Below are 24,079 nucleotides of genomic sequence, written 5' to 3'. Positions count from 1 at the left end.
TCGGTCCGGTTCTACCTCGACGACGTCGACCCGATGCCCGTCGACCGACCCTGGATGCGGCTCCATCCCCGCCAGTTCCTCGCGCATCCGCTGCTGTGCTCGATGCTGGCCGCCAGCTCGGCAGCGGGGGCGGACACCTGTTCCGCCCCGATGCCGACTCAGGACATGGTCAGTCGCGCCGGCAGGTCGTGTCCCGGGTTGGCATCGTGGCCGTCGACCAGGTACGACGTGGTGAGGTTCAGCACGCAGGCGTTGCCGCCGAGCACATAGACGCCGTGCCCGCTCTCGTTGGCGGTCACCAGCCGAGCGCGCTGGCCGAACTGCTCACGCAGCAGCTTGCCACCCGCCAAGAGAGATCGGTCGTGTGGTGTGTGCGCCGACGACCTACCCGTTCCCGACATGCCGGTTTCCAAGATCTTCGCCATCGGGACCCCGCTACCGGCCCGACCACAAGTCCTCCCGGCCTCGGTCGACAGCTCCCGTTCAAGACCCGAAATCAGTTGGGGGCTGGATCAGACCAGGCCGGGAGGACTCTCTGTGCAGGAACTTCCCGTCGCCGGACTCAGGCCACCAGTCCGGTCACAGCTGGGCGATCACCACCTCCGTCGCCTGGGCGATCAGGGCGTCGTCGTAGCCGGCGTCCTTCTCACTACGGCTGGACAGCACGGCGAGGACGATCGGCGCGCGATCCGGCGGCCACACCACCGCGATGTCGTTGCGGGTGCCGTACCCGCCGGCCCCGGTCTTGTCCCCGACGACCCACCCGTCGGGAACACCGGCACGAATCAACGCGCCCCCGGTGGTGTTGCCCCGCAGCCAACCATTGAGGATGCCGCGGTCCGCGGGCTCGAGGGCATCCCCGACCGCGTACGCCCGCAGATCACCGACCAACGCCCGCGGGGTGCTGGTGTCCCGCCTATCGCCCGGCGTCGCCTCGTTGAGCTCAGTCTCGTAGCGCGCCGCGTCGGTGACCCTGTCACCAATCCCCCGCAACTCCTCCTCAAACCGCTGCGGTCCACCAAGATGGCGCAACAGCAAATTGCCGGCCGTGTTGTCGCTGTACCGCACCGCGGCGTCAGCGAGCGCACGCAACGTCATCCCCACGGCGACATGCTGCTCGGTGATCGGCGAATACGTCACCAGGTCCTCCACCGAATACCGCACCACACGATCCAGCTCGGCATCCCTGGTCTCATCGAGGACCTCCGCGGCCGCCAACGCCTTGTACGTCGAGGCGTACGCGAACCTCTCCTCAGCCCGGTACCCCACGATCCGACCCGTACCGGTGTCGATCGCGTAAATCCCCAGCCGCGCGTCGAACCTCTCCTCCAGCCGTCGGAACTCCCGGTCCCGATCGGCGACGGTCGACGCGCCGGCCGTCACCTCGCGGGCGCGGGTCCGCTGCTCAGCGGCGCCGGCGGTCCCGCACGCGGCCAGGGGAACCATCACCGAGACCGCCGTCACCGCGATCACCAGACGTCGTATCGAAACAACCATCATCACTCCTTGTCGTGCGGGGACCCGACCGCTAACAGCGCCGGTCGGGCATGAATCGACCCTCACAGGAGTCGAGCATGCTGTCGAAGACCGAATTCACGATGTTGATGCCGATCCGGCATCCACTCGGCGACGGCCGAGCATTGGCACGAACTCCTGCCCAGCGGCCAAGGTCACCTCAGCTCAGATGTCCGGGAATTAACCGGCCGCGCCCCGAGCTCCTCAGGGCATCGGGGGGGGGCATCGGGGCCAAGTCTTGGGTGTGGGACGTGGCGTGGTTCACCCGGAACACGACCCGTCCCGCGCGCCGGGCGTACCGGTCGGCGGTTATCGGCGGGGGTCCCAGCGGAAGAGTCGGGTGGCGAGGGCGACGGCGACGACGACCCAGCCCAGCGTCGGTGCGAGCAGGGCAAGGGATTCGGTCACCGCGACTCCACCGTTCCAGGCGTTCATGGTCAGCTCGGTGGCCGCGCCGCCGGGCAGGACCCTCTTGAGCAGGGTCAGGTCCTCGGTGCCGCTGATGCCCACCCAGGTGGCCACGGCGATCACGCCGAGGGTGACGGGCAGGGTGGTCACCTGGGCGTGCTCGGGTGAGTTCGTCAGTCCTGCGGTGGCCAGGGCCAGGCCGATCATCATGGCCAGGGTCGTGAGGACCGCCACCACCAGCAGGACGACGTTGGCCGGCCCACCAGCGACCACCGCCAGTGCGGTCAGGATCGCGGTTACCTGCACCAGGGCGAGGACGAGGACGGGTAACAGCAGACCGGCGAGGATGCTGACATCGTCGGCGGCGGTGGATCGTAGCCGCTTGAGGAAGAGGTTCTGACGCCGCGACGCCAGGGTGGTGACGGCTGTGGCGTAGAACCCGAACGCGGCCGCGGTGAACACCACGATCGCCGCGATGTAGCCGAGGCTGCCGATGGTCGCGAAGGTCTCGTGCTGACGCACGAAGAACACGCAGATCGCCACGGGAATGATGAAGCTGGTGATCAACACAAGCCGGTTTCGAAAGATCTGGATCAGCTCGCTGGCAGCGATGGGCAACACGGTGACACTCCAATCGAGAGAACGAATCAGCTGCTGATGGCGCGGAACACGTCGTCGAGCCGGGTTGCCCCGGCCTCCAGACCCCGCAACTCCACGGCGTGCTCGTGCGCCCACCCGAGCAGGAGATGCAAGTCCTCCTGCAAAGCAAAGGTCTCGACCATGACCTTCCCGTCGGCGTCTACGACAGCCGGCAACGGCAACGGCAACGGCGACGGCGGTGTCGGTGTCGGTGTCGGTGTCGGAAGGGAGAAGCGGATGACCGCCGGCAGGGTGCGAGTCAGCTCGGAGACCGTGCCTTCCCGGTGGAAGGTGCCCTGGTGCATCAACCCGATCCGGTCGGCGCGCTGCTGCGCCTCCTCCAGGTAGTGCGTGGTGAGCACGATGGTCGTGCCGTTCTCACGCACCCGGTCCACCGTCGCCCACACGGCGTCGCGGGACTGGATGTCCAGGCCGGTGGTCGGCTCGTCCAGGAAGATCAGCTCGGGTGTTCCGTAGACGGCGGTCGCGAAGTCCAGCCGTCGTTTCTCCCCGCCGGAGAGCTGGGACACCTTCCGGCCGGCCCGGTCGGTGAGGTCGACGAGGTCGAGTAACCGGTCGACGTCGTCGGTACGCCGGGTGAGCCGGCCGACCAGACCGACGGACTCGCGGACGGTCAGGTCCGGGGAGAACCCGCTCTCCTGGAGCATCACGCCCATCCGGGGACGTACGGCGCGTCGGTCCTGCGGGCTGTGCCCGAAGACACGCACGGTGCCGGAGGTCGGCCTCCGGTGTCCCTCGATGGTCTCCAGCGTCGAGGTCTTCCCAGCCCCGTTGGTGCCGAGCAGCGCGTACAGTTCCCCCCGCCGTACCTCGAAAGAGAGGTCCCGCACCGCGTGAAAGTCGCCGTACGTGAGGTTCAGGCGCTCGACTTCGATGACTGGTGTATTGGACATGCATCCATGACAGCGGGATTCGCGGCCACCCGTCAGTGCAACCATGTCACGGGTACATGTGACCTGGTGTCACTGGTCGCGGCCGGGGACAGGCGGATACTGGGATGGTGACCGCAAGATCGCCGCGCTACACCGAGTCGACGCAGGGACGGCTGCGCCGGCTCAATCTCGCGGTCTCACTGCCGCCGCTCATGATCGCTGCGGCAGTCCTCCTGTTCATCGACGCGCATGTCTGGTGGCACGTCATCGTCCTGGCTCCGGGGGTCGCGGCGGGCCTGGTGGCTTTCGAACGGTGGACGGCCAACGACCTCGCCCGGGTCGCGCTGCCCGGCCTGATCGTGGCGGGAGCCGTGTGGCCGCTGGGGGTGCTGCTGACCGGCAGCCCGAACGCGTACTGGGGCTTCTGCGCCGTGGGTTCCCTCGCCCTGCGCGAGGTGCGGCGGCATCGGGCCCTGGCGGTGGCCGGGCTGTTCTCCTACGTCGCCGTCGTCGGCGCGGCGCGCCTGCTGGTGGAGCGGGACGACGTACGCGAGGTCCTGGTCAGCTACGTCCTCATCCCGACTGCCCTCACCGTCCTGGTGACGGTCATGACGATTCTGGGCGAGCGGTTCTACGACCTCATCCGGGAACTCGAACAGACCCGGGAGCGCGAGGCGGAGCTGGCTGTCGTCCGGGAACGCGTCCGGTTCGCCAGCGACCTGCACGACATCCAGGGCCACACCCTGCACGTGGTGAAGCTGAAGATCGCGCTGGCGCAGAAGATGCTGCTCCGCGACGCCGGACGGGCGGATAAGGAACTACGCGAGACGTACGCCCTGGTCAGCGACACCATCGCGCAGACCAAGGAACTCGCCTACGCCCAACGGCGGCTCAACCTCTCGGCGGAGATCGAGAACGCGAAGAACCTGTTCGAGGCCGCCGGCATCCGGGTACGGGTGACACGTGAGGCCGAGGTCGACGCCCGGGCCGGCGAACTGCTCGGCCAGGTTCTGCGTGAGACGGCCACCAACATCCTGCGGCACTCGCAGGCCACCCAGGTGCAGATCACGCTCTCCGAGGCGGGTATCACGATCGTCAACGACGGAGTGGCGGGCAACTCACTTCCGGGACTGCGGGGGTTGTCGGCCCTACGACAACGAGTGTCCGGTGACGGAGGTGAGCTGACCGTGGAACAGCAGGAGGGGCGGTTCCGGACGGCCGCGATGTTCCCGTCCGCCCGTGCCGGCACGACCGCGGCTGGGTGGGGGCACGACCGATGACGACCATCGTCCTCGCCGACGACGAGGTGCTGCTCCGCACGGCCCTGGCCGCACTACTGCCGCTGGAGGGCGACATCACCGTCCTCGCCGAGGCGCAAGACGGACAGACGGCCGTCGAAGCCACCCTGCGGCATCGACCCGACGTGCTGGTCATCGACCTGGAGATGCCGGGCGTGGACGGCCTCGGCGCGGTCGCGCAGATCCGCCGCGCGCGCCCGGAACAGGTGGTCCTCATGGTGACCCGGCACGCGCGGCCGGGCGTGCTGCGCAAGGCGTTGAAACTCGGTGTCCAGGGCTTCGTCAGCAAGTCCGCCGAGCCGGCCCACATCACCTCGGTCATCGCCACCCTGCACACCGGCAGACGCTGGATCGACCCGGAAGTCTCCGCGCTGGCCGTCATCGACGACTGCCCCCTGACCGACCGCGAACTCGACGTCCTGCGGGAGACCGGCTCTGGCTACTCGGTCGCCGACATCGCCGGCCGGCTCCACCTTGCGCAGGGCACGGTGCGCAACTACCTCTCCAACGCCATGCAGAAGACCCAGACCCACACCCGCCACGAGGCGGCGCGCTACGCCCGCGAACACGACTGGCTGTAAGCGACTGTCCGGACGGCTCCCCGTCATCTGGCGCTGGCGCTGCTGAGCGAGGGCCCGAAATACGGCCCGCCGCTACGGCAGGAGTTCGAGGCGCAGACCGGAGAGGTCTGGCCGCTCAACGTCGGGCAGGTGTATTCCATTCTTCACCGGCTCGGAAAGGATGGCAGCCTCGATTCCGACGAGGTCGACGGCGCCCAGAACGGTTCCGATGCCCGCCGCCGGCGCCCACGAGCTGGACCGGTGGCTGCGCACGCCGCCAGACGCGGGCTTCCCGCCCCGCGACGAGCTGGTGATCAAGGTCCAGGTCGCGTTGCGGATGCCCAGCGTCGACGTGGCCGAACTGCTACAGCTACACCGCCGGCACATGGTGCCGGCGATGCAGCGGTACACCCATCTCAAGGCCGACGCCCCGGCCGGCGAGGTCGGCCTCGGGCTCGTGATCGACGCGGAGCTGTTCCGGCTGGAGGCGGTCGTGCGCCGGCTCGACGCCGCCGAGGCCCGCCTGCGCGGTCAATTGGGGTGTCTCTGGCTGGAGTACGGGCGGTGTCGCGCCGGTTGAACAGTGGTGTGGGACCGGAATGGGTGCGGATGTCCTCCTCGGACAATCGTGGTGAGGTCGATCCTTAGTTCCGGGGAAGCGTGGCCGCGGCGATGACGGCGTTGTTGACGATGGTCGCCGTGACTGTTCGGGCGACCGCTTCGGCGGCGGCCCCGGCTCCCCAGTTGCCCTTCTCGAGTTCCTTGGCGCGGGTTATCACAGGGGAGGTCCAGGGGATCTCGCGGTGGAACTGGGGCAGTGTGCCACTTCCCGACAACAGCGCCGTGAGCGCGGCGACACGAGGCTGCGGTTCGGCCCCCTCGACGAGCACGTCGCGGACGTCGGCGAGGAGGCGTGATCGACGCCCGCTTCCGCCGTCCTCAAGGACGGTCATGCGGAACAGACCGAGCGCCTTGCGGGTACCCCTGCGAATGTCGCCGCGTTCGATGAGCCTTTCCAACAGCGGGCTGCGCAACGTTGGTCCGATCGCCGCGAGCACCGTCTGGACCCCTCGGGGCTTGGCGGAAAGGTAGTCCCACGCTGAGCGCAGGATGTCATCCGACGGCGGGTGATCCTCGACGGCCTCCACCCGCGCCGTCCCGCCCCGGCCGGAACCGGTTCGTACGTGATCGCCGAGCCCGAGATCTGCGAGCACCGCTCCGGCCAGGGTGTAGAAGAGCGTGTTCTCTCCGGCGATGGTCCCGGTGCCCGGCTGGAACAGGAGCAGCAGGAGATCCTCCGCCAGGGTCGGAGCCTCGATCCGCTTCGCCTCGCCCGGCGTCCCGGTCCCGCCGCCGACGAAGGGATCTTCAGGGTGCTGCGTCATCGGGTCGAACCTTCCTGTTGTCGATGGGTCTCACGGCATGCTCCTCGAACTGCGAACTGCGAACTGCGAACTGCGAACTGCGAACTGCGAACTGCGAACTGCGAACTGCGACGGTCGAGATCCGTCTCGACTCTCCGTACGGGTTCTGTACCGAGGAGTACGCTGGCCGTATGGATGGGTTCCGGAAGGCCGCCATCGGCCGCCCTCGCGGGTTCGACATCGACGAGGCGCTGGAGCGCGCCATGCAGGTGTTCTGGGCCCGAGGTTACGAGGGCGCGAGCCTCACCGATCTGACCGCTGCCATGGGGATCACCAAGACGAGCATGTACGCGGCCTTCGGCAACAAGGAGCAGCTTTTCCGCAAGGCCCTCCAGCGCTACGGGCAGGGGCCAGCCTCCTACGCGACGCACGCCCTGACGGAGCCGACCGCGCGAGCAGTGGCCGAGGCGTTCCTCCGTGGATCGGTCCAGACCACGACCCGTCCCGACGCCCCCTCCGGATGCCTGACCGTTCAGGGCGCGCTGGCGTCCGGCGACGACGGTCGACCCGCCCGCGAGGTGCTCGTCGACTGGCGCAACGACGCTGGCGTGCGTCTCGAGGAGCGCTTCCAGCGCGCCGTCGACGAGGGCGACCTCCCGCGTGACGCCAAGCCGGCGCGACTCGCCCGATACATCATGACGGTGGGGTTCGGCATCGCCGTCCAGGCCGCCAGTGGCCTCGGCCCCGACGAGCTCCAGGAGATCGCCGACACGGCCATGCTCAGCTGGCCACGGTAGCGACCGCGTGACCCCGTTCGAGGTCATCCGAGGCGGCGCTGCCCGACAGCCATGACGATCATCCGCCGCCCGTCGCAGCGCATCGAGCTGGGCGGTGTCATACAGCTCTTGCACCGCATCGATGAACGTCTGCCGCGTCACGTGCTCACTCTGGGACAGGTCGGCTGCCGGGTCGCTGAGCCTGGGGTGGTCGACGAGATGCCGCGCCAGGATCGGCGCGAGTCTCTCGGCAAGGTTCCCCCGCCGAGTCGCCTCGTCCGCGTCGGGTTGCACGACGTCGATGTCGTGGCCGACGGGATCGGTGTCGACCTGGCTCAACGCGTCCGCGGCGATGTTCCCGCCCACCTCGCCGATCCGGAAGAGCGGCACCCCCGGATCGGCGAGCCGTCCGATGCACCGAAGGCGTACGAGATCCCCCGCCCCGTACTGCTTGTATCCGTTGTACCGGCGCTCCGGCTCTTCGACCAGACCGAGACGGTAGTGCCGAATGGTGTTCATCGTCGTGCCGACGAGTTCCGCGAGCGCACCTGTGCTCCAGCCCATGTCGTCTCCTTCCCACGCTCATCTCGAACGCCGTACCGCCGGGTTCAGATGGAACAGGTGGGCATGCTGGCCGGCAGCTTGAGGTCGATGAGGTAGTCCGCGGCGATGGTGTCGACACACTCGCTCTTCCCCGAGGAGACGATGGTGTGTCCCTCCCCCTCGACGGTCGGCCCTTCCTCAACCCCCAGCCCGATGCCCCCATACCACCAGCCGCCGCACCCACCCAACAGTGCCGCCACGTCACACCCCACACGTGACGTGCCGTCACTGTTCACACCACCGGACCACGCGAAGAATGAGGTGGTGACGAACTTACAAGCGCTGCGATTCACCGAGTAGACACAAAACCGGCGAGCGCTGGTTCGACCTGGAGGTGTAGGACGTGCCCGGTCCCACCCGAGGGAGGTCGCTATCGTCCGGCACACCGGCACGTCGTCGCACTCGGTTGGGCACCAGCGCCGAGTACGGTCCGGCCGATGATCCAGACCGTCCCTCTCGCCGATGACATCGACGGCACCGGACCCCTCCTCCTCGCCATCCACGGCATGACCGAAGACCGCCGTCTCTGGGACCGCGTGCCGCTCGCCAAGCACTTCCGCACGGTCCGCGTCGACCTGCGCGGCCACGGAGAGTCGCCGCGCGTGGCACCGTACGACCCGCCCACCACGCCACGACCCTCCGGCTGGCCTGCCGCGGAAGGCTTGCGTGGTCGATGGCGTGGGTCAGACGCATCGATGTCAGCGCGCGACTCGGATCTGGACAGCTTTCGAAGCCGACCGGCGGATCGCCGTATGCGAGCCACCGCTCGTTGTCGTCGTTTCGTTCGTCGAGTTCGCGCTGTGCTGCCGCCGAGTCCGCGATCAGGCGATCAGCGACCGCGGCGAGGTCCACCAGGACGGCGTCAACGGCCTGCGGGGTGCCCTGACGGAGACTGTGCGGCACCCAAGATCAAACCGGCTACGACACGCACACGCGGTGGAGCAGCGTGAGTTGTACCCGCACGCTTCTGGCCACGAGGCGGGCCGTCAGCCGAATGCGGGTGCGCTTGATCTTGAGCCTGTTGCTCGGTGAGGTACCCGTGGCGATCGACGTCACCGCAGGTCGAGCCGCATGAGCACACGTGGGAACCCGGCGAGTACCGAGGTGGTGTCGGCCGCCTTCGCAAAGCCGGCGTGCTCGAAAACCGCGCGGGTGCCGACGTAGGCCATCGTGAGGTCCACCTTCTCGCCGCGGTTGTCGACGGGGTAGCCCTCGATCGCTGGCGCACCGCGCTCGCGGGCGAAGGCGACGGCGCCGGCAAGCAGGTGGTGCACGATGCCCCGCTTGCGGTGGCCCGGCCGTACCCGGAAGCACCACACGCTCCACACATTGAGATCGTCGAGGTGCGGGATCCGCTTGTTGCCGGCGAAGCTCGTGTCGGCTCGCGGGTGCACCGCCGCCCAGCCGACGGCCTCGTCGCCATCGTAGGCGAGCACTCCCGGAGGGGGATCAAGCCCGACGAGTTCGCGCACCCGGTCGCCGCGCATCGACCCGCGCAGATGCAGGTTCGCTTTCGCGCCGATGCGGTAGCTCAGGCACCAGCACACGTTCGCATCCGGCCGCTTCGGGCCCACGACAGCTGCGACATCGTCGAACACCGTCGCGGGGCGTACCTCGATAGCCATGACGCTTACCCTGCCACCCTCCACCGACAGGGCTCTCCAATCCGGCAGGCACCACTACGCCCACCGGCCACCCGCGCACGCTCATGCCGCCAGTCGTGTGCGCTAACCAACCGGGGCCATCACGTTCGGTAGCCGGCCACGGGTCGAGCGGGCATCCTGAAGTAGCCGAATTGAGGGCGATGTGACCGCCTCACGTGGGCGGTTGCCTTGAGGGGGCGGGATGGCTGGCGCTGGTGGTGACGCGGCTGATACTGCGTCCGGTGAATGCTTCTCAGGATCGAGCGTTTGTGAGAGGTTCCTCAACACCTTGCATCGAGCGGCTTGCTGCTGGGCGATTCAGAGCAGCCGACGTTGTACGACATCGGCAATGATGGTGGTGACGACCTTGTCGACAGCTCCGGCATCCGGCGGGGTGCCGTCCCGGGCGGTGAACAGCAGGTGCCCGGCCCCGATCAGCGAGAGCGCGAGCGAGTCGATGTCAGCATCGGCAGCGAGGCGGCCCATTTCGCACTCGTCGGTGAGGTATGCGGCGATCATGGCGCTGGCCTCCGTCAAGACCGGGACGCTATGGGCCGGTCTGGTGTGGCGCAGCCGGGCGCGCAGCTCGTCCCGGAAGATGATCAGGCCGACGATCGCCACGGCGACCGGGTCGAACAGGTCCATCAGCGCGCCGTTGAGGTTGTCGGCCACGCTGCCGGTCCCGGCGGACTTGCGCAGGGCGGTGGCCTGGTCCTCGATCCGGGCGACGCGGTCGTGCACGAGTTCGGCGAGAAAGGCGTCGAAATCGGCGAAGTGCTTATGCAGCACGCCCTTGGCGCAGCCCGCCTCGGTGGTGACCGCGCGGCTGGTCAGCGCGCTCGGCCCCTCCCGGCGCAGGATGCGCTCGGCGGCATCGAGCAGCTGCTTGCGCGCGTCACGGATCTGTATCCCGGTCGGCATACCGCGCACTCTCCTTACGCTCACCGCGAACCACTACACCGGTTGCCGAGTGGGCATGAGCCCACTACGGTGGGCGCATGCCCACGATACCGCAGGAGCTATCACATCCGCCTCGGCCCGAGCCTCATAAAGCCAGGCAGATGGCCGAGTCGTTCGGTGCGGACGCCGAACGCTACGACCGGGCCCGGCCCCGCTATCCCGACGCCCTGGTGAACCGGATCGTCGCTGCCAGCCCCGGGCCGGACGTCCTCGACGTCGGTTGCGGCACCGGCATCGAAGCCCGGCAGTTCCAGTCGGCCAACCGCAAGGTGCTGGGTGTCGACCCGGACGCGCGGATGGCCGAGTTCGCGCGCCGCAGTGGGGTCGAGGTCGAGGTGGCGACGTTCGAGGACTGGGATCCCGCCGGCCGGGTCTTCGACGCGGTCGTCGCGGGGCAGGCCTGGCACTGGGTGGACCCGGTTGTGGGTGCGCCCAAGGCCGCGCAGGTGCTGCGTCCCGATGGGCTTCTGGCGGTCTTCGCGCATGTGTTCGAGCCTCCGTCCGCGGTGGCGGATGCCTTCGCTGCGGTCTACCGGCGGGTGGTGCCCGATTCGCCGTTCAACGTGCAGTCGACGAGGAACGGCGTGGACCTCTACCAGGCGATGTTCGCCAAGTTCGCCGATGGGATCCGCGAGGTGGGTGGGTTCGGCGAACCGGAACAGTGGCGGTTCGACTGGGAGCAGTCCTACACCCGCGACGAGTGGTTGGACCTGCTGCCCACCACCGGCGGTCTCACGAAGCTCCCGCCGGACAAGCTGACACAGGTGCTGGAGGGGGTCGGGGCCACCATCGACAAGATCGGGGGCGGCTTCACGATGCCGTACACCACACTAATGGTCACCGCGGCACGAACCCGTGCCACCTGACCCGGCCCGGCGGGTCTATCCGCTGCGCTCGGGGACGCTGACCCCAGACCAGGATTCCGCCCCGGAGACCACGGCTACCCAGACAAGGGCGTCGCGCACCCGCAGTGGGCGATAGCCGGCGGGGCCGAGCTGGGCGACCTCGACGTCGATGTCCACGCCGAGGGTCGCCCACGCAGTTCATGTCCTTGCTATGTGCTGGGGATATGGGTCAGACCTCGACCCGCGCCCTGACACGAGTCCATGCCCCAGTCCGTCAGTGGCGACCAGACAAGTCTTGCGGGCCCGTGGTGATGTCGAGGCGAACCTGGTGCAGGGTCGACTTCTTACGCCGTCCCGTCCTCGCCGTCGCCGTCCATAACGGACGCCAGTGCGGTGATCAGGTCGGTGAGGACCTCGGGGCAGCCGTCGGTCTGCGGTTCGTACTCGGCAAGGCACAATCCGGCGATGGTGAACCGCGCGGCGAGGCCGCGCACCGCGGTGATCAGCTGTTCGAGGGTCAGACCGCCCGGCTCGGGCGTGCCGACGGCGCCGAACACCTCCGGGTCCAGCACGTCGAGGTCGATGTGGAGATAGACAGCGTCAGCACCTGTGGCGGCGACCTCGTCCACCAGTACGGACGGGTTGGCCAGCCCTTCCACCGCGACGTGCCGAATCCGATGCTCGGCCACGAACGCCCGTTCCCCGGGATCGAGCGCGCGTACACCGGCCAGCACGACCTGGTCCGGCCGCAACGCCCTGGCCGGAACCAACTCGCGCGGGCCATCACCAAGCAAGGCCCGCAGGACCATGCCGTGGAACGCGCCGGACGGCGACGAGGCCGGGGTGTTCAGATCGCCGTGCGCGTCGAACCACACCACGGTCAGCCGGTCGCCGTGCGCGGCCAGAGCCGCCTCAATGGGAACCAGGTCGACCGCACAGTCCCCGCCGACTGTCACAACTGCCCGCCCGCGCGCCCGTGCGTTGGCGTGGGCGTCGCGTACCGCGCTCAGGTTCGCCGCGAGCGTGTCGAGTGCGGCAACGCCGTCGCGGGAATCGGCCGGTTGGCCATCCGTGTCGACTCGCACCCGCTGCCCGGCGGGGAACAGCCCGGCCAGCACGGACGCGCCTTGCCGCAACCGGTACGCGCCTCGTGAGCCCGACCCCTGCCATTGCGGCACTTCCAGGACCGTAACGTCCAGCACCCCACACCCACTCTCGACATAATGTCTCAGTAGAATGCATATTGTTACACGCGCGGGGTGCGGTAAGTCCAGTAAATAAGGCGGGTCCGGGGCGGTCGGCCGGATCGCTCAACGAGTGACCCGAATACGCGCGTCGTGGAGCGCGGCGACGCGGTCCACCAGTGGGCACTCTGCCCAATGCGCGCGGTAGCCCAGGCGCTCGCGCCTCCTACCAGGCACTGCGCCAGCGGGGCATCGGTCCCAGGCCGCTCTACGCCAACTCGGCAACCGCCTCGTCGGCATCCTCCACGGCTGCCTCAAGACCGGCACCAGCTACAACGAGATCACCGCCTGAAGCCATCTACAGCCCACCGCTTGACATCAGAGGACCTGGGATGTCTGCCGCCGAGTGGGCACGCTGGACCCGGCGCGCCCCATCACTCTCCGTACGTCATCGTCCAGCTGCCTAACGCACGCTCGTGCCGAATGCGTGCTCCTGCGCCCTGAGCCATCCGGCGAGGTGCTCTCATCGGACAGACAGGACGCTCGGGCCAGCGGCGGCCGGCTGCACGCGATGCCGGCTGCACCAATGCCCGCGCGCACGACCGGCGGCATGAGCGCGCGCCCATCGGTACAAGCCGTCGAGGAGACGGTGCTCGGCGGTCGTCGGACGATCCGACGAACCGGGCGGTGGCGCGGCGCGCTACTCGCGGACCGGGCGGCGACGTGTCGTCGGCGGTCGGACGGCTCAAGCCGTGGCCGGATCGGCCTCGACGCGGCAACCGCTCTGCGCGCTGGTGGAGTACGCGATGACCTCGCCCAGCCGGTCGCGGGCCGCGGTCAGTTTGGCGATCTGGGCGTCGATCCGGTCCCGCTCGGCGGCCAACCGGGCCCGCGACTCCGGCGTGCTGACCTTGGAGGTCACGCACGGCAGCAGGTCAGCGATGGTACGGCTGGACAGGCCGGCCGCGTACAACTGCTGGATCAGCCGCACCCGATCTGCCGCCTCGTCCGGGTAGCGGCGTTGTCCCCGGGGGCTGCGGTCGGAGGCGAGCAGCCCCTGCTGCTCGTAGTAGCGCAGGGCACGCACGCTCACGCCCGCCCTGCCAGCCAAGTCGCCGATGCGCATGGTGACTCCCGCCACAATCCTTGCCTCTGACGCCAACGTCAGCTTTTAGCGTACTTCGCATGCAGATCTCTGGAGCAGTCGCTCTGGTCACCGGGACCAACCGCGGCCTCGGCCGGCACTTCGCAAGCCAACTGCTGGAGCGCGGCGCCAAGGTGTACGCCACCGCCCGCCGCCCCGAACTCGTCGACCTCCCGGGTGCACACGTGCTGCGCCTGGACATCACCGATCCAGCCTCGATCGCCGCCGCCGCCGATACCGCGCCGGACGTCACGCTGCTGGTCAACAACGCCGGCATGGACACCGTCACCAATCTCGTCACCGGCGACCTCGACGCTATTCGGCGCGAGATCGACACCCATTTCTGGGGCACGCTCGGCATGATCCGGGCGTTCGCGCCTCGGCTCGGCGGCGGGGCGATCCTCAACGTGCTGTCCGCGATGTCGTGGTTCAACTACAACGGGCACACCGCGTACGGGGCGGCGAAGGCGGCCGAGTGGAACCTGACCAACGGCGTACGCCTGGAGCTCGCACCCCACAAGACGCTGGTGACCGCCCTGCACCTAGGTGCCGCCGACACCGACATGTCCCGTGACTACGAGGGGCCGAAGGTCGACCCGGCGGTGGTCGTGCGGACCGCGCTGGACGGGCTCGAGCAGGACCGGATCGAGGTGGTCGTCGACGACTGGAGTGCCCATGTGAAGGCATCCCTCGCCGGCGACCCGAGCGCCTTCTACGGGTAGCCCGGATGCCGGTGTGACGCTGAGTCAACAAGGATCACCTGCGTATTGCCGATGAGTGGATGTCCCGCATCAGCTGGCATCCGGCGCGGGTCCGTCGACGGCGCGGCTCCGCTCAGCTTTGTCGGACACCGCGAAAAGGATTACGACAAGGACTAGCCGCCCGGCAGCCGCGCCGAAGGGGTTCTGCAGCGTCAGCATCCACAACTGCTCCGGCGGCGGGAACTCCTTCGTGTCGCGATCGTGGAGCAGGAACCGGAGCCCGCCGGCCCGCTGATCGAGGCTCATGAGCAGGCTCCTGGCCTGCTGCGCCACCCAGGCGCCGGTCGGTTGCGCGGTGACTCCGACGATGTGGACCTGGCGGGTGGCCAGCTCGATGAAGAACAGTACGTAGATCCGCTTCAGCAGCCCGGTGTCGACCGTGAAGAAGTCGCACGCCAGGATCGTGTGCGCCTGGGCGGTGAGGAACTGTCGCCAGGTCGGTCCGGTTCGGCGGGGGTGCCGGGTCGACGCCGGCGTGGTGCAGGATCTTCCAGACGGTGCTGGCCGCTACCTGGTAGCCGAGACGAGCCAACTCGTCCCGCACCCGTCGATGGCCCCAGGCCGGGTCCTCTCTGCTGCCAGGCGCAGGACCAGTTCCCGGATCTCACGATCGACCGGTGACCGACCGAGCCGCGCGTGTGGGTAGGTCCAGTGTCGCAGCAAGGCTGCCACACCTTGGATCGTCGCCGCGCTGGTTGGGCCGACCTCGCACAACGCCGCACATCACAGCCACCGATCCGGATTTGCGAGCCCAACAGGCCCCGGCTGGTGGCGACGCGCACGGACGGCGGCAGCAGAGGGCGTCCGGTGAAGAGTCGGCAGAAACGATAGCGTGGCTGCCGTGCCTTCAGATATTTCTCTCGGCAGCGAAATAGGGCTCGGCTGCCTCCAATCGCGGCACTGACACGCCCAGGCGGTGTGCTTCGGCCAGGGTGTCGCGGCAAACCGCGCGCAGTTCCTCGGGGTTGGCGTGCGCCCGCATCACCGTACGCATCGGCGGGAAGTGACCGAAAAGCCAGGTGAGCACCGGCGCCGTCAGCCAGACAGGCGCTGTGAACGGCAGCACGTCGCTACGGTGTCGCCGCAAGTCGACGCCGCGTGCCTCGGCGAGGGGCAGTAGTTCGCGGGTGGCAAGAATCGCCTCGCGTACGTTGCGTGGTTTCCCGGCCAGCTCGGCGAGGGAGCCCAGTTTCAAGCTCTGCGTGTGCAAGCCCGCGTTCTGGATGAAGTGGATCGACAACCAGCCCCGGAAGTCGGCGTTCTCCCGGGTTTTGAACCCGGCCTGGCGGAACGCCGTGCGCACGGCTTGCTCGCGCTCGGTCGGCGGCCCGCCGAGGGTACCGAAGAAGACCACGGGCAGCAGGGCTGCCCGCAGCACGCCGTCGTCGCCGAAGCCGCCACCGGCGCCGGGGAACCCCCAGGCCACCTGGCTGGCGGGCAGGGCGTCGACCGCGGCCAACGGCTCGACCCACAGGTTGTTGAAGACGAGCAACGTTGCCTTGCCTACGCGCGGCGCCAGGAAGGACACGGCCTCAGCGAAACCGTAGTGCTGCACGCTCACCACGATCAGGTCGAAGTCGTGGTCCGGCTCCAGCGATTCGCGGTAACACACCGGCCACTTCTCGGTGACGGGTCGCCCTCGCAACCGACGCCGCGCGTCGAGCAGTTCAAGGTCGACTGTCTTTCCGTACTTCGCTGCTCGACCCGGACGTACGTAGAACTCGATCTCGTACCCGGCCCGCTCCAGCGCCCACCCGTACGCCACGGCGATGACGCCCCGGCCGAACATCAAAATCTTCATACCGCACATCATGGCCATGATCCCCGGCCACCGTTGACGTGGTCTCCCGGGACGACGCGGACGGCGGCGTCATCCTCGTGCTCGACGGCCTGCGCCCCCGCGCGTCGTGAGACAGGACGAGCCTGCTCCAACTGCGCGCCGCGGGCTCGCCCGCGAGTGGGCAGACAGGTCCGTTGCCATCCCACGACAGCAACGAGCCTTCAATGCGGAAGATGCGGATGCCTGAGCATGTTGCGTGCTGAATGCTGAGTGCTCTTGACTCTCAAGCCGCTTGAGACGCCAGAGTGGCTGCCATGGACGAGCTCTATTCAATCGGGGATGTCGCCCGTCGTACCGGTCTGAGTGTCAGCGCGATCCGGTTCTACTCCGACGCGGGGATCATCACCCCCGCCGGGCACACCGGCGCCGGATACCGGCGCTACGACATTCGTGCCATCGCGAGCCTTGAGCTGGTCCGCACCCTCCGCGAACTGGGCGCAAGCCTCGACGACATCCGTCAGTTGCTGGCTGACGAGATCACGCTGCCAGATCTGGCAACAGCACGTCTGACACTCGTCGAACGTCAACTGAGCCGCTTCCGGGCTCAGCGTGCCGTCCTGCGGACCATCGTCAGGCAACACAGTGCGACCGAACAGGTGAGCCTCATGCACAAGCTGGTGTCCATGTCCGATGACGACCGTGCCCAGCTCATCGAGGAGTTCTGGACCGAGGTCACCGACGGCCTCGACATTCAAGACTTCTTCGTCGACTACCTACGCCCGTGGCGGCCCGAGCTGCCGGAGGACCCGACCTCTGAACAGCTCGAAGCCTGGATCGAGCTGGCTGACATGCTGCAAGACGCCGGCTTCCGGCAGGCGGTCCGCCAGTACTTTCACCAGACCTTCGCGACGGCGGCGGCACGCGAGCTGGAAGGCACGCCGACAGAGGAGGAGCAACAGGTCGCGATCCTCACGGAAGCCAAGGCCGCGGCAGAAGCCGGGCTACCGGTCGACTCCCCCCGGGCCCAGGAGCTGGCAGGCCGGTGGGTGACGTGGGTGGCGGCGCGCACCGGCGACCAGAACATCGCCGATGTCCAGCGCCAGCTCGTCGACGCTGATCCACGGCCACACGTGGCCCGACATGCCGCCCTGCTCGGCAGGTACAACTCGTTGACCGCCACGGTCAACGGCGCACCGCAACCGGAAGCAGCCGACGCGCCGGCCTCGACCTGGCTCCACGCAGCCGTCAATGCATTGACCTGACGACCCCATTGCCGCACCGCTGTATCACGCCGTTTCGTTCCACGTTGCCGTAGCCGTTCGCGGCTCATGGCTACCCGGCGGACGCGGTTGTGGGTCAGGTAGTCGGCGAGCTTGCGGATGCTCCAATGGGTGAACAGACGGCCCAGCTTGGCCGGGCGTGTCATGGCCGTCGCGACAATGCACGCCTTGTCGTCAACGCTGATCCGGCGGGGACGGCCACCCGCCCACTGAGGCTCCAGACAGGCCAACCCATCTGGTTGAAGGCGTGGATGGCATCACGGACGGTGTCCTCATGCGCCGCCAGCAGGCGGGCGACCGCCGGCACCGGCGTCCCGGAGGCCGACGCCACGATGATCAACGATCGGCGGATCCGGATCGTGCTGTGCTTGCCTCCTCGCACGATCTGCTGCAGGCGGCGGCCTTCCTCGTCGGTCAGCCGTCGCGCCCGTACCGGCTCAGCCATCCACCCACCCCACCTCCCGACAGCAAACGTGTTCGCTGTCGGGCGTGGGGCCCGTCCAGCCGTCAGGACGGACGCTGCACGGGGTGTCACCGACCAGGTGAACGTTCATGGTCAGCGCACCAGCCGAGAGCTTTCCCAGTTGATCATGAGGTTAGCGTAGGGTTCATCCGATTTGTCGCCGCTAGCCTCATGATCACGGAAATTTCTTCCGCGGGGGTAAATGGATCGGGGCGCTGATGCGTAAACCCCGTGTGGAACGAGAACGGAAGGACTTCGCGGACTTCTATCAGCGCTCCCGAGACAACTGCCTGCGCGCCGTACTAGCTGGTACGGGCGATCGCGTGCTGGCCGAGGATCTGGTCGCTGAGGCGTTCGCGCGAGCTTGGGCCTCCTGGCCACGGGTGAGCCGGCATCCGGCACCGGCGGCGTGGGTGGTGCGCACCGCCCTCAACGTCCGGGTGTCCTGGTGGCGGCGACGCCGGCGGGAGGTGGCCCTCGACGGCCACGAGCGGGCGTCCCTCATCGAGGACGACCTCGACACGAACGACGCCCTGCTGGCCGCCGTTCGCCGGCTGCCGCGGCGGCAGCGCGAGGTGGTCGTGTTACGCATCTGGCTCGACCTGGACACCAGGTCCGTGGCCGCGGTGTTGGGCATCTCCGCCCAAACCGTCGCCGTCCATCTATCCCGTGCCACCGCAACCCTGCGGGCGCAGCTCGCGCCCGCAGCCTGTTAGGAGATTGGATCATGAACGATGATGAGGTGTGGGACGCGGTGAAGCAGACCCTTTCCGACGTACAGATGGATCGTCCGGTCGAGGCGATCGAGCAGCGCGGCCGGGCGCGGCGACGCAAGCGCCACGTGTTCGGCGTGGCCGCCGGTGGTGTCGTCGCGGCCGTGGCCGCGCTCGCGCTGGCCCTGCCGATGGCCACGGGATCCGGCACGGCCCCGGCTCCGACCGGCCCGAACAATCAGGCCGGGTCCGCCTCTGCGGCACCGGCAGGCGACATCAAGCTCGTGTCCCTGGCGACCAGCCTCACCGCAGAGAACGCCTCACTGCCGGGCGACGCGTCGCTGATCATCGAGAAGGTCGATGTCCGTCGGGGCACCGTGCCATCTCGTACCCGGTACCACCTGTACGCCGACAGCGGCGACTACTACTACACCGAGGCCAGGCGCGAACTACCACAGGTGGTCGCTCGTGCTGAGAACCTCGGCAACGGCTTCCATACCCGTGGGGTGGCGGCGGCACGGCACGCGGCAACCGGTGACCTCACCAAAGCCCGACAGCAAATGATCAACTCCGTGTACGACGACGGAAAGCCCCCCACCGCCGCCGAGCAGGAGAAGAAACGAACGGAAATCCTTCGCCAGAAGGGGCTCCCAAACCCGCCGCCGCTCACCGACAAGGACCGGGACAACATCGCCAACAACCACCTCTGGGTCAACAGCGTCGACGTGCTCTCCGCAGGCGGAGGCGACCCGAAGGTACGGGCGGGCGTACTTCGCCTGATCTCCACCATCCCCGACGTCACCGTCGCGGATTCGACAACCGGCGGGCAGCCCACCCTGACCATCACCGCGGGAGTGTGGACCGACGACACCCAACACGTGCTGACGATCAACGCCCAGAACGGGGTACCGATCAGCTCCGTGGTGAACGACCCGAACGCGGAAACCTCCACCGTGCAGACCTTCCAGGTCTCCCGCGTGACAGTGGCCGACATCAGGGCCGGCAAATTCTGACCCTCGATCCCTCGCCGTGCGCGCCGTCCGCACCACCGGGGCGGCGCGCACGGGCCACGTTCACAGACAACACGTCATCCCAGCGGGACTCAAGACCCATCTGCGGATAGTCCCCAGGGCGCAGGTGTGACTGACCCCGGAGGACCCGCCAGCGGTACCGCTGCGGATCGAAATCTGGCCCGACGGCCGAATCCTGGTCTGGCGGATCTCTGACGGCTGGTTGGCCAGTGCGCCGCAGCGGGTGGTAAGGGCGCCGACGTCGTGCTCCACACGGTCTCGTCCAGGAGGGACAACTGATGGACACCGCGTACCGCGTGACTCCGTTACGCAACAACGATCCCGAACGGCTGGGCGATTACCTGCTCATCGGCCGGCTCGGATCGGGTGGCATGGGCGTGGTGTATCTCGCGGACAGCGACGACGGCGGCTACGTCGCGATCAAGCTCATCCATCCGACCCTCACGACCGACCCCGAGTTCAGCGGCCGGTTCCGCAGCGAGGTCGAACGGGCCCGGCAGGTGCCGTCGTTCTGCACCGCGGAGTTCCTCGACGCCGACCTCGACCACGATCCGCCGTACCTGGTCGTCGAATACATCGACGGCCCGAGCCTGGACGAGGTGGTCGCCGAGCGTGGCCCCCTACGAGGTGGCGCGCTGCACTCGCTGGCGGTGGGGGTCGCCACCGCACTGGCCGGCATCCACGGCGCGGGAATCATCCACCGCGATCTGAAGCCGGACAACATACTGCTGCCGCCGGGCAGCCCCAAGGTGATCGACTTTGGCATCGCGCGGCCGTTCGAGGCCACCAGCCAGCACACCCGTACCGACGTCATGGTCGGCACGGTCGCCTACATGGCGCCGGAGCGGTTCTCCGACGGGCCGGAAACGCCGGTGACCGCCGCGGCCGACGTATTCGCCTGGGGCTGCGTGATCGGTTTCGCCGGCACCGGGAGGACCCCGTTCCGAGGGGACTCGCCGTCCGCGACCGCCGCCCGCATCCTGACCCAGCCGCCGCGGCTGGACGGGCTTCAGCCCCATCCCGCAGGGCTCGGCCAACCCGGCCGGCCGGAACCTCGCCGCCGGGTGCTGGCCATCCTGCCGTACGCGATGGTGCCGTTTGGAGCACAGCCGTGCTCCCAATCTGCTCCCCCACGCCATCCCACGATCCGAGGGGAATCCGACTCGAGGGGCACTGACATGGCTCCCCTCTGTGTCAAGCCATCGTCGGGAGCGGGGTTCTAAGCTGGGTGGCGGCGGGTCCGGGAAGTGACTTCTCCGAAGAGCCGGCATGGGGATGTGAGCTGGTCACGCTGGAGTCAGTAGTCGTTCCTCGTTGTCCTCCCGGGCCCGTCACCTGGCCGGCCGTGGCGTCGTCGATCATCTGCCGGTAGACGATGTCGGACAGGCGTCGTTTCAGCGCCCGCATCGCTTCCATCGACGTCTTCCCGGCGGTCTTCTTCCGGTCGAAGTAGGCGCGGCCCTCGGTGGGGTTGCGTAGTTGGACGGTGGCCATGATGTGCAGGACTCGGTTGATCTGCCGGTTCCCGGCGCGGGAGAGCCGGTGGCGGACTTGTTCGCCGGAGGAGGCGTCGATGGGGGCGGTGCCGTTCCAGGAGGCGAAGTGGGCCCGGTTCGGGAACCGGGTGACCTCGCCGACCTCGACCAGCAGTCGGGCGGCGCCGGAGGGTCCGATGCCGTGCAGGTCCATCAGCGTGGTCCCGGTGGAAGCCACGAGCTCTTTCAGTTCCTTGTCGGCTTCCTTCGTGCGGCGGTAGACGCGTTCGAGGTCACCGATCAGTTCCGCGGCGACCCGGCGCCGGGTCTTGCCGACGACGTCACGGGGCCGGACCGTGGCCAGCAGTGCCTTGGCCTGGGCGGCGGACAGGCTCTTCTTCGCGCCGCCCGGTATGAGCTCCAGCAACAGTTGGTGCAGCTGGGACACCATCCGGGTGTGGTCCTCACCAAGCGACCGACGACGGTCGACCAGAATCCGAAGCAAGGCGAGCTGCTCATCGTTGACGACCGGACGCAATCCGGCCATCCGGGTGCCGACCAGCGCGATGGAGTGGGCGTCGGTGGCGTCGGTCTTGCGACCCTGGCCGGTCGCGAACACCCGCGCCCTGGCGGACAGCTTCGGCGGGACGTCGACGACCTGCTCACCGTCGGCCAACAACCGGTTGGCGATGTGCCGGCCGATGCCCTGGCAACCCTCAATCGCCCACACCCGGACCGGCCACTGGCCGGTGTACTGTCTCATCGCCGCGTAGCCGTCCCGACCGGTGTCGAACCGGCCGCCGCCGACGATGGTCTCGTCGCCGGCCATGACCTCGATCGTGGCAGAGCGCTTGTGCGGGTCCATACCGATGACCACACGATCCGACGTGACCTTCAACGCGTCCTCCGATGCTCGATCCACCTGAGTTGTCGAGCCGGGAGGGCAACGCTGCTTCGAGCTACGCAAACCCCTCTCGAGCCTCTCCCCGCCCTGGCGGCGCCCGGGACTGCGCAGGCCAAATGAGAGCCACACGACCAGCGTGGGCAGCCGATGTGAGAGCGACAGCCCGTGCACCTGGACCAAAGCCTGGCCGGGCTACGGTCCTACCGCAATGAAACAAGCAGCCGAGGTGAGTGCACCACCAGGGCGTCGCTTCCGGTCGCGGACCGTCGCACCAAGACTTCGCCTGACCGGCGCTACGCGCGGCCGTCATCGGAATTTGCCTGGACCGCGCCGTTAGCCTCACAGCGTGAGCTTCGGGACCTACGCTCGTAAAGTTCGTGACCCCTCGCGGTCGTACGGACAACGGATCAACGCCCTCGCCGGATGCGTCGAGCGGTATCAGCCGATCGGCTATCACGCTACTTTCGGCTACCTCGAACAAGTCGCTGGACATTTCCGTCGCGAGGAGGCCGCGCTCCTTCGAGCGATCGACGCGCTGTCATCCAGCCGCGACCTTTGGCTGTCCGAACTAGGTACCTATGCGAAGCAGCGGAAGGCAGCCAAGCGCCTGGGGAGGCGCAACCCACAGGCCCATGATCTCAACCTGAACTCCGCAGCGTGCTGGTACGGCGATTCGAGGAAGGCCGCGTTGTTCGCACTCGGCTTCCTGCTGCGGCAAGCAGAGCGCGGCCGGCCAGGTAGAGCCCATACGACCGATGCGGAGGTGCTTCGGCTGTCGTCGACCTGCGTAGAACGTAGAGGATGCCTCAGTCGCACCGAACTTGAACAGGTGCGCTCACTCCAGACTCGGTTCCAGCATCTTCGGCAAGTAGCCGGTTGGCCCGACATCGACTGGCCTAACTGGCACAAAGCCCACGACTCCCTGTGGGCCTTGCACCTAATCGCAAGCGCCTGCGCACCGCAAACCGTCGATGTGCTGAGCTGAAGCAGCGCGAACCCGGCTCTTCCTTGCATCCGGATCTGCTGCCGTCCGTACCCGCGATCCAGAGGGGAACTGTCACCCGGTGGTCACCACCGATGCCCTCGTCGGCGTAGGTGCGGTGGCGACCGCACCGCTTCGGCTGATTCAGACGCTGGTGGTGCCAGTGCTGCCTACTGGCTCTTCTCGTGTCGTCGCTCCGGTCAGTCGCCATCTGCAGGGGGCGTGGCCTCGTCGCTCGGTCGGCAGGTGCCTGGTCTCGTCTCGGATTGTCAGCGCCACCAGTGGGTCGGGCCGAGCGGACGGAAGCCCATCGAACTGTAGAGCGGTAGTCCGGCGGCGGTCGCCGTCAGCACCATCGGCAGGTCCGCGCTCACGACAGCCGCGCGCACCAGCGCGCGGCCGATCCCCTTCGAACGGTGTTCGGGCAGTACAGCGAGTAGGTAGAGCCCGATCGTGTCCGCGCGGACGAGGGTCGCGCAGGCGCCAGCGGCAGCATTGTCGGATCGAGCCAGGAAGAACGAGATCGTTCCGAGGGCGCTGGGTGGCGCTATCTGCTCCGGCGCCCTACCGGGCAGGGGGAAGCCGTCCACCATTGTCTGACCGACGACGGCGAGCAGGTCCGACGTGTCCGCCTGGACGACGTCCAGCCCAATCTTCGACGGTCCGATGTCGCTCGGTGCCCGGGGATCGGACCATGATCGTCATGCACCTGGCCTCCAGTCCGGACCACGCAAGATCGAGACAGCAGAACGGGTCCTCCACCACAGTTCTGCCCTTGCCGTACTCCTGAACCAGCCTGCGGATCGTGGCCTGCGCATCGACGCCTGGACTGGGTGACAGGACGATGACCCGGACCTT

General features: G+C 68.1%; 25 protein-coding genes and 4 pseudogenes. 13 read left to right on the top strand and 16 right to left on the bottom strand.

Annotation, left to right across the window (positions count from 1 at the left end; genetic code table 11):
- Window positions 1-158 precede the first annotated feature (158 nt).
- The 4 genes from H4W31_RS19475 to H4W31_RS19460 form a co-directional block, all read right to left on the bottom strand.
- Window positions 159-350 (bottom strand): alpha/beta hydrolase, encoded by a 192-nt coding sequence (locus H4W31_RS19475; protein ID WP_225945596.1) that lies wholly within the window; start codon window positions 348-350, stop codon window positions 159-161.
- A 229-nt stretch (window positions 351-579) separates the two neighbouring features.
- Window positions 580-1,500, bottom strand: a complete 921-nt coding sequence (gene bla, locus H4W31_RS19470; protein WP_404825600.1) for a class A beta-lactamase — start codon at window positions 1,498-1,500, stop codon at window positions 580-582.
- A gap of 324 nt (window positions 1,501-1,824) precedes the next feature.
- On the bottom strand, window positions 1,825-2,544 hold the full coding sequence (locus H4W31_RS19465; protein WP_192767964.1) for an ABC transporter permease: 720 nt from the start codon (window positions 2,542-2,544) through the stop codon (window positions 1,825-1,827).
- A gap of 26 nt (window positions 2,545-2,570) precedes the next feature.
- A complete protein-coding gene (locus H4W31_RS19460) occupies window positions 2,571-3,476 on the bottom strand; it encodes an ABC transporter ATP-binding protein (RefSeq protein WP_192767963.1) in 906 nt (301 codons plus the stop codon).
- Window positions 3,477-3,580: 104 nt separating this feature from the next.
- Between H4W31_RS19460 and H4W31_RS19455 the strand changes: the two genes are divergently transcribed.
- From H4W31_RS19455 to H4W31_RS19445, 4 genes and pseudogenes are all read left to right on the top strand, one after another.
- The gene (locus H4W31_RS19455; protein WP_192767962.1) at window positions 3,581-4,735 is read left to right on the top strand and encodes a sensor histidine kinase; all 1,155 of its coding nucleotides are present in this window, start codon (window positions 3,581-3,583) and stop codon (window positions 4,733-4,735) included.
- Entirely contained in the window at window positions 4,732-5,334 is a 603-nt protein-coding gene (locus H4W31_RS19450; protein ID WP_192767961.1) for a response regulator transcription factor, read from the top strand. Before H4W31_RS19455 ends, H4W31_RS19450 begins: the two co-directional genes overlap by 4 nt.
- Window positions 5,335-5,361: 27 nt before the next feature.
- Window positions 5,362-5,514: pseudogene (locus tag H4W31_RS44785) on the top strand (PadR family transcriptional regulator); the annotation flags it as partial.
- A gap of 28 nt (window positions 5,515-5,542) precedes the next feature.
- A complete protein-coding gene (locus H4W31_RS19445) occupies window positions 5,543-5,893 on the top strand; it encodes a hypothetical protein (protein ID WP_225945595.1) in 351 nt (116 codons plus the stop codon).
- Window positions 5,894-5,957: 64 nt separating this feature from the next.
- On the opposite strand, the gene H4W31_RS19440 is transcribed toward H4W31_RS19445, so the two are convergent.
- Window positions 5,958-6,698 carry a GOLPH3/VPS74 family protein gene (locus H4W31_RS19440; RefSeq protein ID WP_192767960.1) on the bottom strand — a complete coding sequence of 247 codons (741 nt, stop codon included), beginning with the start codon at window positions 6,696-6,698 and terminating at the stop codon, window positions 5,958-5,960.
- Between the two features lie 170 nt (window positions 6,699-6,868).
- Here H4W31_RS19440 and H4W31_RS19435 point away from each other — a divergent pair, with 170 nt between their 5' ends.
- On the top strand, window positions 6,869-7,474 hold the full coding sequence (locus H4W31_RS19435) for a TetR/AcrR family transcriptional regulator (protein ID WP_192767959.1): 606 nt from the start codon (window positions 6,869-6,871) through the stop codon (window positions 7,472-7,474).
- A 411-nt stretch (window positions 7,475-7,885) separates the two neighbouring features.
- On the opposite strand, the pseudogene H4W31_RS44780 reads toward H4W31_RS19435, so the two are convergent.
- The 4 genes and pseudogenes from H4W31_RS44780 to H4W31_RS19415 form a co-directional block, all read right to left on the bottom strand.
- A pseudogene (locus tag H4W31_RS44780) lies at window positions 7,886-7,972 on the bottom strand (hypothetical protein); the annotation flags it as partial.
- Between the two features lie 89 nt (window positions 7,973-8,061).
- Entirely contained in the window at window positions 8,062-8,643 is a 582-nt protein-coding gene (locus tag H4W31_RS19425; RefSeq protein WP_192767958.1) for an alpha/beta hydrolase, read from the bottom strand.
- A 465-nt stretch (window positions 8,644-9,108) separates the two neighbouring features.
- Window positions 9,109-9,681 (bottom strand): GNAT family N-acetyltransferase, encoded by a 573-nt coding sequence (locus H4W31_RS19420; RefSeq protein WP_192767957.1) that lies wholly within the window; start codon window positions 9,679-9,681, stop codon window positions 9,109-9,111.
- A 336-nt stretch (window positions 9,682-10,017) separates the two neighbouring features.
- Entirely contained in the window at window positions 10,018-10,620 is a 603-nt protein-coding gene (locus H4W31_RS19415) for a TetR/AcrR family transcriptional regulator (protein WP_192767956.1), read from the bottom strand.
- A 140-nt stretch (window positions 10,621-10,760) separates the two neighbouring features.
- On the opposite strand from H4W31_RS19415, the gene H4W31_RS19410 reads away from it, so the two are divergent.
- Window positions 10,761-11,525 carry a class I SAM-dependent methyltransferase gene (locus tag H4W31_RS19410; RefSeq protein WP_225945594.1) on the top strand — a complete coding sequence of 255 codons (765 nt, stop codon included), beginning with the start codon at window positions 10,761-10,763 and terminating at the stop codon, window positions 11,523-11,525.
- Between the two features lie 323 nt (window positions 11,526-11,848).
- Here H4W31_RS19410 and H4W31_RS19405 read toward each other — a convergent pair whose 3' ends face one another.
- On the bottom strand, window positions 11,849-12,682 hold the full coding sequence (locus tag H4W31_RS19405; protein ID WP_318783275.1) for an arginase family protein: 834 nt from the start codon (window positions 12,680-12,682) through the stop codon (window positions 11,849-11,851).
- 206 nt (window positions 12,683-12,888) lie between these two features.
- Between H4W31_RS19405 and H4W31_RS45015 the strand changes: the two are divergent.
- Window positions 12,889-13,040 (top strand): annotated as a pseudogene (locus H4W31_RS45015) (IS110 family transposase); the annotation flags it as partial.
- A 393-nt stretch (window positions 13,041-13,433) separates the two neighbouring features.
- On the opposite strand, the gene H4W31_RS19400 reads toward H4W31_RS45015, so the two are convergent.
- A complete protein-coding gene (locus H4W31_RS19400) occupies window positions 13,434-13,814 on the bottom strand; it encodes a MerR family transcriptional regulator (RefSeq protein ID WP_192767953.1) in 381 nt (126 codons plus the stop codon).
- A gap of 59 nt (window positions 13,815-13,873) precedes the next feature.
- On the opposite strand from H4W31_RS19400, the gene H4W31_RS19395 reads away from it, so the two are divergent.
- Window positions 13,874-14,554, top strand: a complete 681-nt coding sequence (locus H4W31_RS19395) for an SDR family oxidoreductase (RefSeq protein WP_192767952.1) — start codon at window positions 13,874-13,876, stop codon at window positions 14,552-14,554.
- Window positions 14,555-14,623: 69 nt separating this feature from the next.
- On the opposite strand, the gene H4W31_RS19390 is transcribed toward H4W31_RS19395, so the two are convergent.
- Window positions 14,624-14,839, bottom strand: coding sequence for a hypothetical protein (locus tag H4W31_RS19390; protein ID WP_192767951.1), 216 nt, complete (start codon window positions 14,837-14,839; stop codon window positions 14,624-14,626).
- Window positions 14,840-15,440: 601 nt separating this feature from the next.
- Complete coding sequence (locus H4W31_RS19385) at window positions 15,441-16,394, bottom strand: ketopantoate reductase family protein (protein ID WP_192767950.1); 954 nt, start codon at window positions 16,392-16,394, stop codon at window positions 15,441-15,443.
- A gap of 293 nt (window positions 16,395-16,687) precedes the next feature.
- On the opposite strand from H4W31_RS19385, the gene H4W31_RS19380 reads away from it, so the two are divergent.
- Window positions 16,688-17,635, top strand: a complete 948-nt coding sequence (locus H4W31_RS19380) for a MerR family transcriptional regulator (RefSeq protein ID WP_192767949.1) — start codon at window positions 16,688-16,690, stop codon at window positions 17,633-17,635.
- Window positions 17,636-17,679: 44 nt separating this feature from the next.
- Here H4W31_RS19380 and H4W31_RS19375 read toward each other — a convergent pair.
- Window positions 17,680-18,098, bottom strand: a pseudogene (locus H4W31_RS19375) (helix-turn-helix domain-containing protein); the annotation flags it as partial.
- A 236-nt stretch (window positions 18,099-18,334) separates the two neighbouring features.
- On the opposite strand from H4W31_RS19375, the gene H4W31_RS19370 reads away from it, so the two are divergent.
- The 3 genes from H4W31_RS19370 (at window position 18,335) to H4W31_RS19360 (ending at window position 21,083) form a co-directional block, all read left to right on the top strand.
- Window positions 18,335-18,832 carry a sigma-70 family RNA polymerase sigma factor gene (locus tag H4W31_RS19370; protein ID WP_192767948.1) on the top strand — a complete coding sequence of 166 codons (498 nt, stop codon included), beginning with the start codon at window positions 18,335-18,337 and terminating at the stop codon, window positions 18,830-18,832.
- 11 nt (window positions 18,833-18,843) lie between these two features.
- Window positions 18,844-19,842, top strand: a complete 999-nt coding sequence (locus H4W31_RS19365; protein WP_192767947.1) for a hypothetical protein — start codon at window positions 18,844-18,846, stop codon at window positions 19,840-19,842.
- A 296-nt stretch (window positions 19,843-20,138) separates the two neighbouring features.
- Entirely contained in the window at window positions 20,139-21,083 is a 945-nt protein-coding gene (locus H4W31_RS19360; protein ID WP_192767946.1) for a serine/threonine-protein kinase, read from the top strand.
- On the opposite strand, the gene H4W31_RS19355 is transcribed toward H4W31_RS19360, so the two are convergent.
- Entirely contained in the window at window positions 21,055-22,257 is a 1,203-nt protein-coding gene (locus H4W31_RS19355) for an IS110 family RNA-guided transposase (RefSeq protein WP_318783272.1), read from the bottom strand. The two genes, H4W31_RS19360 and H4W31_RS19355, sit on opposite strands and share 29 nt — an antisense overlap.
- 328 nt (window positions 22,258-22,585) lie before the next feature.
- On the opposite strand from H4W31_RS19355, the gene H4W31_RS19350 reads away from it, so the two are divergent.
- Window positions 22,586-23,224, top strand: a complete 639-nt coding sequence (locus H4W31_RS19350) for a hypothetical protein (protein ID WP_192767945.1) — start codon at window positions 22,586-22,588, stop codon at window positions 23,222-23,224.
- Window positions 23,225-23,490: 266 nt separating this feature from the next.
- On the opposite strand, the gene H4W31_RS19345 is transcribed toward H4W31_RS19350, so the two are convergent.
- Window positions 23,491-23,814 carry a GNAT family N-acetyltransferase gene (locus H4W31_RS19345; RefSeq protein ID WP_192767944.1) on the bottom strand — a complete coding sequence of 108 codons (324 nt, stop codon included), beginning with the start codon at window positions 23,812-23,814 and terminating at the stop codon, window positions 23,491-23,493.
- Between the last annotated feature and the right edge of the window lie 265 nt (window positions 23,815-24,079).

It is taken from the genome of Plantactinospora soyae (genome assembly GCF_014874095.1).
In the GTDB taxonomy this organism is placed as follows: domain Bacteria; phylum Actinomycetota; class Actinomycetes; order Mycobacteriales; family Micromonosporaceae; genus Plantactinospora; species Plantactinospora soyae.
This window is presented reverse-complemented; position numbering and strand designations above follow the sequence as displayed.

Excerpts from the sequence above, each read along its gene's own strand:
- bla (WP_404825600.1), bottom strand. The coding sequence starts at position 1,500 with ATGATGGTTGTTTCGATACGACGTCTGGTGATCGCGGTGACGGCGGTC.
- H4W31_RS19460 (WP_192767963.1), bottom strand. The coding sequence starts at position 3,476 with ATGTCCAATACACCAGTCATCGAAGTCGAGCGCCTGAACCTCACGTAC.
- H4W31_RS19455 (WP_192767962.1), top strand. The coding sequence starts at position 3,581 with ATGGTGACCGCAAGATCGCCGCGCTACACCGAGTCGACGCAGGGACGG.
- H4W31_RS19450 (WP_192767961.1), top strand. The coding sequence starts at position 4,732 with ATGACGACCATCGTCCTCGCCGACGACGAGGTGCTGCTCCGCACGGCC.
- H4W31_RS19445 (WP_225945595.1), top strand. The coding sequence starts at position 5,543 with ATGCCCGCCGCCGGCGCCCACGAGCTGGACCGGTGGCTGCGCACGCCG.
- H4W31_RS19440 (WP_192767960.1), bottom strand. The coding sequence starts at position 6,698 with ATGACGCAGCACCCTGAAGATCCCTTCGTCGGCGGCGGGACCGGGACG.
- H4W31_RS19435 (WP_192767959.1), top strand. The coding sequence starts at position 6,869 with ATGGATGGGTTCCGGAAGGCCGCCATCGGCCGCCCTCGCGGGTTCGAC.
- H4W31_RS19420 (WP_192767957.1), bottom strand. The coding sequence starts at position 9,681 with ATGGCTATCGAGGTACGCCCCGCGACGGTGTTCGACGATGTCGCAGCT.
- H4W31_RS19415 (WP_192767956.1), bottom strand. The coding sequence starts at position 10,620 with ATGCCGACCGGGATACAGATCCGTGACGCGCGCAAGCAGCTGCTCGAT.
- H4W31_RS19410 (WP_225945594.1), top strand. The coding sequence starts at position 10,761 with ATGGCCGAGTCGTTCGGTGCGGACGCCGAACGCTACGACCGGGCCCGG.
- H4W31_RS19400 (WP_192767953.1), bottom strand. The coding sequence starts at position 13,814 with ATGCGCATCGGCGACTTGGCTGGCAGGGCGGGCGTGAGCGTGCGTGCC.
- H4W31_RS19395 (WP_192767952.1), top strand. The coding sequence starts at position 13,874 with ATGCAGATCTCTGGAGCAGTCGCTCTGGTCACCGGGACCAACCGCGGC.
- H4W31_RS19390 (WP_192767951.1), bottom strand. The coding sequence starts at position 14,839 with ATGAGCCTCGATCAGCGGGCCGGCGGGCTCCGGTTCCTGCTCCACGAT.
- H4W31_RS19385 (WP_192767950.1), bottom strand. The coding sequence starts at position 16,394 with ATGAAGATTTTGATGTTCGGCCGGGGCGTCATCGCCGTGGCGTACGGG.
- H4W31_RS19380 (WP_192767949.1), top strand. The coding sequence starts at position 16,688 with ATGGACGAGCTCTATTCAATCGGGGATGTCGCCCGTCGTACCGGTCTG.
- H4W31_RS19370 (WP_192767948.1), top strand. The coding sequence starts at position 18,335 with ATGCGTAAACCCCGTGTGGAACGAGAACGGAAGGACTTCGCGGACTTC.
- H4W31_RS19365 (WP_192767947.1), top strand. The coding sequence starts at position 18,844 with ATGAACGATGATGAGGTGTGGGACGCGGTGAAGCAGACCCTTTCCGAC.
- H4W31_RS19360 (WP_192767946.1), top strand. The coding sequence starts at position 20,139 with ATGGACACCGCGTACCGCGTGACTCCGTTACGCAACAACGATCCCGAA.
- H4W31_RS19345 (WP_192767944.1), bottom strand. The coding sequence starts at position 23,814 with ATGGTGGACGGCTTCCCCCTGCCCGGTAGGGCGCCGGAGCAGATAGCG.